The sequence below is a fragment of the Vreelandella titanicae BH1 genome (assembly GCF_000336575.1).
GTDB lineage: Bacteria > Pseudomonadota > Gammaproteobacteria > Pseudomonadales > Halomonadaceae > Vreelandella > Vreelandella titanicae.
Genome location: NZ_AOPO01000007.1, coordinates 194,349 through 202,599, shown reverse-complemented (window position 1 = coordinate 202,599; position 8,251 = coordinate 194,349). Strand labels below are relative to the sequence as shown.

Genomic DNA, 8,251 nt, shown 5'->3' with positions numbered 1-8,251 from the left:
ACGGGTTGGCAAGGGCTGTTTTGAAATAACTGTCAAAAAAGTGGAGAAAAGTACTATCTACTCGTTTTAGCCTTACGCATAACGGCTAATACAGGGCCTGAAGCCACGTAGGTACCAAACAGCAATAACAGCATCACTGAGGGCTCGACCGAGATCAACACAAACGCCAGCACTATGGCTAGCAGCACAACAAAAGGTACCGGCTTTTTAAAATCGAGATCCTTGAAGCTGTAGTAACGGATATTACTCACCATCAACACACCCGCCGCAGCTACTACTACTAACATCAATAGTTTGAAACCAAAGGCATCAGCATCAAAGCTATGGAACGTCCATACACTGGCCGCCACTAGCGCGGCTGCAGAAGGGCTCGGCAAACCGATAAACCACTTTTTATCAACACTACCAATTTGTACGTTAAAGCGCGCAAGGCGAAGCGCCGCGCAGGCAACATAGAGAAAGGCCACTACCCACCCCGTCTTACCGATGTCCTGAAGAATCCAGGTAAAGGCAACTAAAGCGGGCGCCATACCAAAGGAGACCATGTCAGCCAAGCTGTCGTACTCAGCGCCGAATTCACTTTGCGTATTGGTCATACGGGCGACGCGGCCATCCAGGCCATCCAGTACCATGGCAATAAAGATCGCAACGGCAGCCGAGGTAAACTCACCATTAATGCCTGCCACTACTGCAAAAAAACCGGCAAAAAGCGCCGAAGTGGTAAATAGGTTGGGCAGCAAATAGATGCCTCGACGGCGAATCTTTTTACCGTCCTCTACGGCCTCTTCGACTACTTCGGTTTCACGCAAGAAGGCAGCCGCCAAATCTTCATTGTCGCCCACTTCTGACTGATGAGCACTGTCTGGCTGCTCAGCTTTATCAGACGGAGCCGAGTCTGGCTGGCCTGGGTTTGACTGATCAGAGTTTGAGTGCTCTTGGTCGCGAGCGTCCTGTGTCATAGTTTTCATCCATTAAAAGAGAAGTCACGGGAACCGTAGTCGCTTTCATTCTACACGGTGAGTGCCACTCAGCCAGCCAATTGCTGCATTGATACCCTGCGCGGTCTGCATCAGCGAGCGCTAACAGGTTAATAACTAAAAAGCGCCGCTCCGGGAAAGAAGCGACGCTTATGTTTACATTTAAGTGCTGACTGTAAAGGCTAAGTACTTTCGTGCTTAAAGCGACAACACCTTATCGCCCCGGGCAATACCCGAGACCCCAGTACGGGCGACCTCAAGAATACCCACCGGCGCCATGGCCTGAAGGAAAGCATCAAGCTTGCCCGCATCACCGGTGATCTGCACGGTATACAGGCTTGGCGTTACGTCGACGATCTGCGCGCGGAAGATATCCACCGTGCGCTTCACTTCATCGCGGGCCGCGCCTAGCGCTTTCACTTTAACCAACATCAGCTCGCGCTCGATATGGTTACCTTCGGTGAGATCCACCAGTTTAACCACATCGATCAGCTTATTGAGGTGCTTGGTGATCTGCTCGATGACCCGGTCATCGCCTATGGTGGTGACCGTTAAGCGCGACAGCGACGGGTCTTCAGTAGGCGCCACGTTAAGCGTTTCGATGTTGAAGTTACGCTGGGAGAACAACCCGACTACACGTGACAGCGCACCCGGTTCGTTTTCTAACAGAATCGAGATGATATGACGCATCAGGTACGCTCCGTTTTAGACAGCAGCATGTCGCGCATGGCACCTAACGGCACCTGCATCGGATAGACGTGCTCAAAAGGGTCGACCTTCACGTCAAGAAAGACCAGCTCGTGCTTATCAGCAAACGCACGCTCCAGTGCAGGCTCCAATTCATCAAGCGTATTGACGGTAATGGCGGTAAACCCATACGCCTCAATCAGCATATGGAAGTCCGGCAGCGACTCCATATAGGAGTGCGCGTGGCGTGACTTATAGTTCAAGTCCTGCCACTGACGTACCATACCCAACGACGCATTGTTAAGGTTGACGATCTTAACGCCCACCCCGTACTGCTTACAGGTGGAGAGCTCCTGCATCATCATCTGGAAGCTTCCTTCACCGGTGACGCACACTACGTCATCATCCGGGTAGTTCTGCTTGATACCCATGGCGGCGGGGAAACCAAAGCCCATGGTGCCCAAACCACCTGAGGTGATCAGTCGGTTGGGTTTATCAAACTTGTAGTACTGCGCTGCGAACATCTGGTGCTGACCAACATCGGTAGTCACGTAGGCTTCGCCTCGGGTTACCCGACAAAGCGCTTCAATAACTTCCTGTGGCTTAAGCGCTTCACCCACCTTGGAAGGCTCATAAAGCTTGCCTTCACGGTCGGCACGCCAGCCATCAATCTTTTCCCACCACTCAGTCAGTGCTTCAGGATGGGCAATTTTATGCCCCTGCACCAAACTGATCATCTCATTGATAACGCTGGAGGCCGGGCCCACGATAGGTACATCGGCACGCACCGTTTTAGAGATCGAGCTCGGATCAACGTCGACGTGAATGATCTTTGCTGTGGGACAGAACTTCGATGTGCTGTTGGTCACGCGGTCGTCAAAGCGCGCCCCAATGGCAATGATCAGATCGGCGTGGTGCATGGCCATGTTCGACTCATAAGAGCCATGCATGCCCAGCCAACCCAAACACTGCCGGTCACTTTGCGGATACGCGCCAATGCCCATCAGCGTGGTGGTAATCGGGTAGCCCAGCTGCTTGACCAGATCAGTCAAGCCTTCGCTGGCTTTGCCCGTGACCACGCCGCCACCGGTATAGAACACCGGGCGCTTGGCTTTGAGTATCATCTCAACGGCTTTTTTGATCTGCCCTGTGTGGCCACGCGTGACGGGGTTGTACGAGCGCATCTTGACCTTTTTCGGATAGATGTACTCATAACGCTCAGTGGGAGCCGTCATATCTTTTGGGATATCGACCACCACCGGGCCCGGACGCCCTGTAGCGGCTAAATAAAACGCCTTTTTGAGCACTTCCGGGATTTCAGACGGGTGACGAATCGAGAAGCTGTGCTTCACGATGGGCCGCGTCACGCCGACGATATCGGTTTCCTGGAAGGCGTCTTCACCGATCAGATGACTTGCCACCTGGCCACACAGCACTACCATGGGAATGGAGTCCATGTAGGCGGTGGCGATGCCGGTGACGGCGTTGGTGGCACCGGGGCCTGAGGTAACCAGTACGCAGCCGGGCTTGCCTGATGCACGGGCATAGCCATCGGCGGCGTGAGTAGCCGCTTGTTCGTGACGCACCAGAATGTGCTTCACTTTGTCCTGGCGGAAGAGTGCATCGTAAATATGCAGCGCTGCACCGCCGGGGTAACCATAAATGTATTCGATGCCCTCATCTTGCAAGAAGCGGGCGATCATATCTGCGCCGGAAAGCAGTTCCACTGTATTTCTCCCCTGGAGGTCTCGAGTGCGATCCGCAGGACATCCTGCGGTGTCGAGTGCGGCGGTATGCCGCTGCCGGCCCTTGCCGGCACCTGATGCCAAACCCTGGCAGATGGCCCGGTTAGGGCCTGCACTCTTGTCGGGAGAGGGTGCCTTTATGTCGACATAAATCACCCGCTCCCTTACACGGCAGTTCGCCGTGTCGGGGCGTTGGCCAGGTTGGGCGGTTAGCCCAAGCCCGGAAGTCCTTCGGCGGGTAGAGGCTCTCGCCTACCCTTCGCGCGGGAATTAGGGGTTGCCCGTTGGATCCGCGCCCGCAAATCAGGAACTGACAAGATTCCATTAGCAGCCCCACCCTGTCAACCGCCATTACTCGCTGAATGCGCCCATGAGCCCCTTTTCGGCTCAGAGTTGCGGTAATCCAAATACGATTCTCGACGCACGAGACCAATGTCTAAGCCGAGAAATTCGCATATCGTCTGTGCGGCTGTGTAATATTTTAGGTGACACGATTCATCTAAAGTTTATTTCTGATACTCACAGCATTACCAGGAAGTGCAACTCCGAGGAAACATCGCCAGCATTTCCTTGCTTCTCATAGGCTTTCTAAATTCAGCCTATTTGGAGACGGTTAGCACTTATTAGGTGAATCGATTCATCAAACAACGAAGGGTCAGCCAACTGACCTACTACAGCAACAAGTAGCGCGAGGAAAAGCTCATGTCACGCATTGTGCAATGGTCCGTTACCGTGGCACTAGCCGGCTTCCTGTTCGGCTTTGATACGGCAGTAATTTCTGGGGCCGACAAGCCCATTCAAGCACTCTGGGGCCTCAGTGATCTGCAGCATGGTCTGTTGATCATGTCGATGGCTTTATGGGGCACTGTACTTGGCGCCATCTTCGGTAACTGGCCTACCGACCACCTTGGTCGACGCATGACTCTGCTGTTGATTGGTGTTCTGTACTTGGTATCGGCGATAGGATCCGCTGTGGCCACCGACCCCTGGGTCTTCGCCCTCTTCCGCCTCATCGGTGGCATTGGTGTGGGCGTCTCTTCAGTCGCCGCCCCGATTTATATTTCCGAGATTGCCCCACCTCGACATCGGGGTGTGCTGGTGGCCATGTACCAGTTCAATATCGTCTTCGGTATCCTCATGGCGTTCGTTTCCAACTATGTCATCGGCAGTATGATAGAGGGGGATATCGCCTGGCGCTGGATGCTCGGCATCGAGGCCATTCCGGCTCTGATTTATACTCTGATGATTACCCGTGTTCCGCGTAGCCCACGCTGGCTCATCCTCAAGCGCAATGACGTCAAAGAAGCAAGTCGCGTGCTGCGGATGATCGACCCAGACGTGGATGTTGATGCGGAAATTGCCACCATGCGAGCCGCCGAGAAAGAGGAGCGCTCCGCTAATGCACGCTTCTTCTCTCGCCGCTATCGGCTGCCGATCCTACTTGCCTTTCTGATCGCCTTCTTCAATCAGTTATCGGGCATCAACTTCATCATCTACTACGCGCCACGCGTGCTTGAGGCCGCTCAGCTCGGCAGCCAAGCGGCACTGCTGTCCACCGCGGGCATTGGTTTAGTCAATCTGGTCTTCACCATGATCGGGATGTCGCTGATCGACCGGTTCGGACGGCGCACACTCTTGTTCATCGGTTCCGCAGGGTACCTGTTGTCATTAATTCTGATCTCACGTGCCTTCTTTACCGATTCCCTGGGCGGTATCGAGGTGCCGCTGCTACTGGCCCTGTTTATTGCTGCCCATGCTATCAGTCAGGGGGCGGTGATCTGGGTCTTCATTGCAGAGGTGTTCCCCAACCATGTGCGTGCTCGCGGTCAATCCTTTGGCAGCTCAATCCACTGGGTCTTCGCAGCTTTGATTACCCTGGTCATGCCTTGGGTACTGGGCACTTTTAGTGGTGGCCCGGTGTTCGCCTTCTTCGCCATCATGATGTTGCTGCAATTAGTATTCGTGCTGATCCTGATGCCGGAAACACGCAATGTTTCTCTTGAAGAACTGCAAAAACACTTGGTAGGTAACGACGTCAAACTACGCAGGGTTCATCTATCAGGCGCCCGAGTTAACGTCTGGTAACCTCTCCCTAAGAGAAGCCAAAAAAAAAGCCTCGCCAGCAAAGCTCGCGAGGCTTTTTACCTACTCAATTAGCCGAAGTGACGGCTCAATTATGAGCTAAACACCAACTTACCCTCTTCTGCGTTGATATGGATGGTATCACCAGGGGCAAATTTGCCACCCAGCAGATCTTGCGCCAGCGGGTTCTCGATACGGCTCTGAATCGCCCGCTTGAGTGGCCGCGCCCCGTACACGGGGTCGAAGCCCACCACCGCCAGTTGCGCCATAGCCTCTGGGCTGACCTCAAGTTTCAGGTCGTGTTCGGCAAGGCGCACTTTCAAACGCTCAAGCTGAATACCGGCAATGGCCTGAATCTGCTCTTGGCCCAGGGCGTGGAACACCACCACTTCATCGATGCGGTTGATGAGCTCAGGCCGGAAGTGGTTACCCACCACCTCCATGACCATGTTTTTCATCGACTCATAGTCGCTGTCTTTATCAGCACTGACGTCACCACCCATGCGCTGGATAATGTCCGAGCCCATGTTGGAGGTCATCACGATCACGGTATTACGGAAGTCTACCGTGCGGCCCTGGCCATCGGTTAAGCGGCCATCTTCCAATACCTGCAGCAGGATATTGAAGACATCCGGGTGGGCTTTCTCCACCTCATCCAGCAGCAGCACCGAATAAGGCTTGCGGCGCACGGCTTCGGTCAGGTAACCACCCTCTTCGTAGCCGACGTAGCCAGGAGGCGCACCGATCAAGCGGGCCACGGAGTGCTTCTCCATAAACTCCGACATATCGATACGTACCATCGCCTCTTCGGTATCGAACAGGAAGTTCGCCAGCGACTTACACAGTTCGGTTTTACCCACCCCGGTGGGGCCGAGGAACAGAAACGAACCGTTGGGGCGGTTAGGGTCAGAAAGCCCGGCCCTGGAGCGGCGTACTGCATTGGCCACCGCCTCAACGGCCTCATCCTGGCCAATCACCCGCTGGTGCAACGCCTCTTCCATACGCAGGAGCTTATCGCGCTCGCCTTCCAGCATTTTGGAGACCGGAATGCCCGTCCAGCGGGAAACCACCTCGGCGATCTCTTCTTCAGTGACGTTAGAACGCAGCAACTGATGGCTTGAGGTGTCCGCTTCACCTTCCCCGCTTTCGGCAATCTTCTTCTCCAGTTCTGGAATCTTACCGTACTGAATTTCCGACATCCGACCTAAGTCGCCCTGACGACGGGCCTGTTCAAGGTCAATGCGTGCCTGCTCAAGCTCAGCTTTAAACTGAGCAGCCCCTTGAATACTGGCTTTCTCAGCTTTCCAGATTTCATCAAGATCCGCGTATTCGCGCTCTAGCTCGTGAATCTGGGTATTGAGTGCCTCCAGGCGTTTTTTGGTGGCCTCGTCGGTCTCTTTCTTAAGCGCCTCACGCTCCATTTTGAGCTGGATCAGACGGCGATCAAGGCGATCCATCGCCTCTGGCTTGGAGTCCAGCTCCATACGAATCCGCGAGGCGGCTTCGTCGATCAGGTCAATGGCCTTATCGGGCAACTGACGATCAGTGATATAGCGGGTCGAGAGCTTGGCTGCGGCAATAATCGCCGAGTCGGTAATATCCACGCCGTGGTGCACTTCGTAGCGCTCTTTCAAGCCGCGCAGGATCGCCACGGTGTCCTCTTCAGAAGGCTCATCAACCAGCACTTTCTGGAAGCGGCGCTCCAAGGCGGCGTCTTTCTCAATGTACTTGCGGTACTCATCAAGGGTGGTCGCACCCACGCAGTGCAGCTCGCCGCGGGCCAAGGCGGGCTTGAGCATATTGCCCGCGTCCATCGCACCTTCGGCTTTGCCTGCGCCGACCATGGTGTGCAGCTCGTCAATAAACAGGATCACCCGGCCTTCTTCCTGGGAAAGCTCCTTAAGTACCGCTTTCAAGCGCTCTTCAAACTCGCCACGGAATTTGGCACCCGCCAATAGCGAGCCCATATCCAGCGAGAGCACGCGCTTCTCTTTTAAGCCTTCCGGCACTTCGCCGTTAACGATGCGCTGGGCCAACCCCTCGACAATGGCGGTTTTACCCACCCCCGGCTCACCGATTAACACCGGGTTGTTCTTGGTACGCCGCTGCAGCACTTGAATGGTACGGCGAATTTCGTCGTCGCGGCCGATCACCGGGTCGAGCTTGCCGTCCAGCGCGCGCTGGGTAAGATCCATGGTGTATTTATTGAGCGCTTCGCGCTGATCTTCGGCGTTGGCATCGTCGACGGTAGCACCGCCACGCAGGCTATTAATGGCGGCTTCAAGAGATTTACGGTTAATCCCCGCGTCTTTAAGCAGCTTGGTAATCGCTGAATTCATTTCCAGCGCTGCCAATAGAACGAGTTCACTGGCGATAAACTGATCACCGCGCTTCTGCGCTTCGCGATCGGTTAAGTTAAAAAGCTTGATGAAGTCCCGCGATGGCTGCACTTCGCCGTCGAACTGCCCCACCTTGGGTAGGTTATCCAACTGCTGCACCAACCCATCGCGCAGACGCGAAGGATTGCCCTCGGCTTTTTCAATCAGGGCTTTAATACCGGTGTCTTTGGTGTCAAGCAGGGCCAGCAGCAAGTGCGCTGGGTCTAGCTGATTATGACCGCGGCCAACGGCCAGCGACTGCGCTTCGGCAATCGCACTTTGAAGCTTGGCGGTAAATTTATCAAAACGCATGGAATTCCTCCTGGGGTAGCCGTGCGTTTGGACGCACCGCGTGACCCGATAACGTGTCATTAGACGTGCT

The 8,251-nt window shown here is 54.9% G+C and carries 5 protein-coding genes; 1 reads left to right on the top strand and 4 read right to left on the bottom strand.

The window, feature by feature from the left end:
• Nucleotides 1-53 precede the first annotated feature (53 nt).
• The 3 genes from pssA to HALTITAN_RS14610 form a co-directional block, all read right to left on the bottom strand.
• Nucleotides 54-959 carry a CDP-diacylglycerol--serine O-phosphatidyltransferase gene (pssA, locus tag HALTITAN_RS14620; RefSeq protein WP_035538112.1) on the bottom strand — a complete coding sequence of 302 codons (906 nt, stop codon included), beginning with the start codon at nt 957-959 and terminating at the stop codon, nt 54-56.
• Nucleotides 960-1,175: 216 nt separating this feature from the next.
• Nucleotides 1,176-1,667, bottom strand: coding sequence for an acetolactate synthase small subunit (ilvN, locus tag HALTITAN_RS14615; protein WP_009287561.1), 492 nt, complete (start codon nt 1,665-1,667; stop codon nt 1,176-1,178).
• On the bottom strand, nt 1,667-3,391 hold the full coding sequence (locus tag HALTITAN_RS14610) for an acetolactate synthase 3 large subunit (RefSeq protein ID WP_027956886.1): 1,725 nt from the start codon (nt 3,389-3,391) through the stop codon (nt 1,667-1,669). The genes ilvN and HALTITAN_RS14610 overlap by 1 nt, the downstream gene beginning before the upstream one ends.
• Nucleotides 3,392-4,111: 720 nt before the next feature.
• On the opposite strand from HALTITAN_RS14610, the gene HALTITAN_RS14605 reads away from it, so the two are divergent.
• A complete protein-coding gene (locus tag HALTITAN_RS14605) occupies nt 4,112-5,494 on the top strand; it encodes a sugar porter family MFS transporter (RefSeq protein WP_009287559.1) in 1,383 nt (460 codons plus the stop codon).
• An 89-nt stretch (nt 5,495-5,583) separates the two neighbouring features.
• Here the strand turns inward: HALTITAN_RS14605 and clpB are convergent, their stop codons facing one another.
• Nucleotides 5,584-8,181, bottom strand: a complete 2,598-nt coding sequence (clpB, locus tag HALTITAN_RS14600; protein WP_039859576.1) for an ATP-dependent chaperone ClpB — start codon at nt 8,179-8,181, stop codon at nt 5,584-5,586.
• Nucleotides 8,182-8,251: the final 70 nt, after the last annotated feature.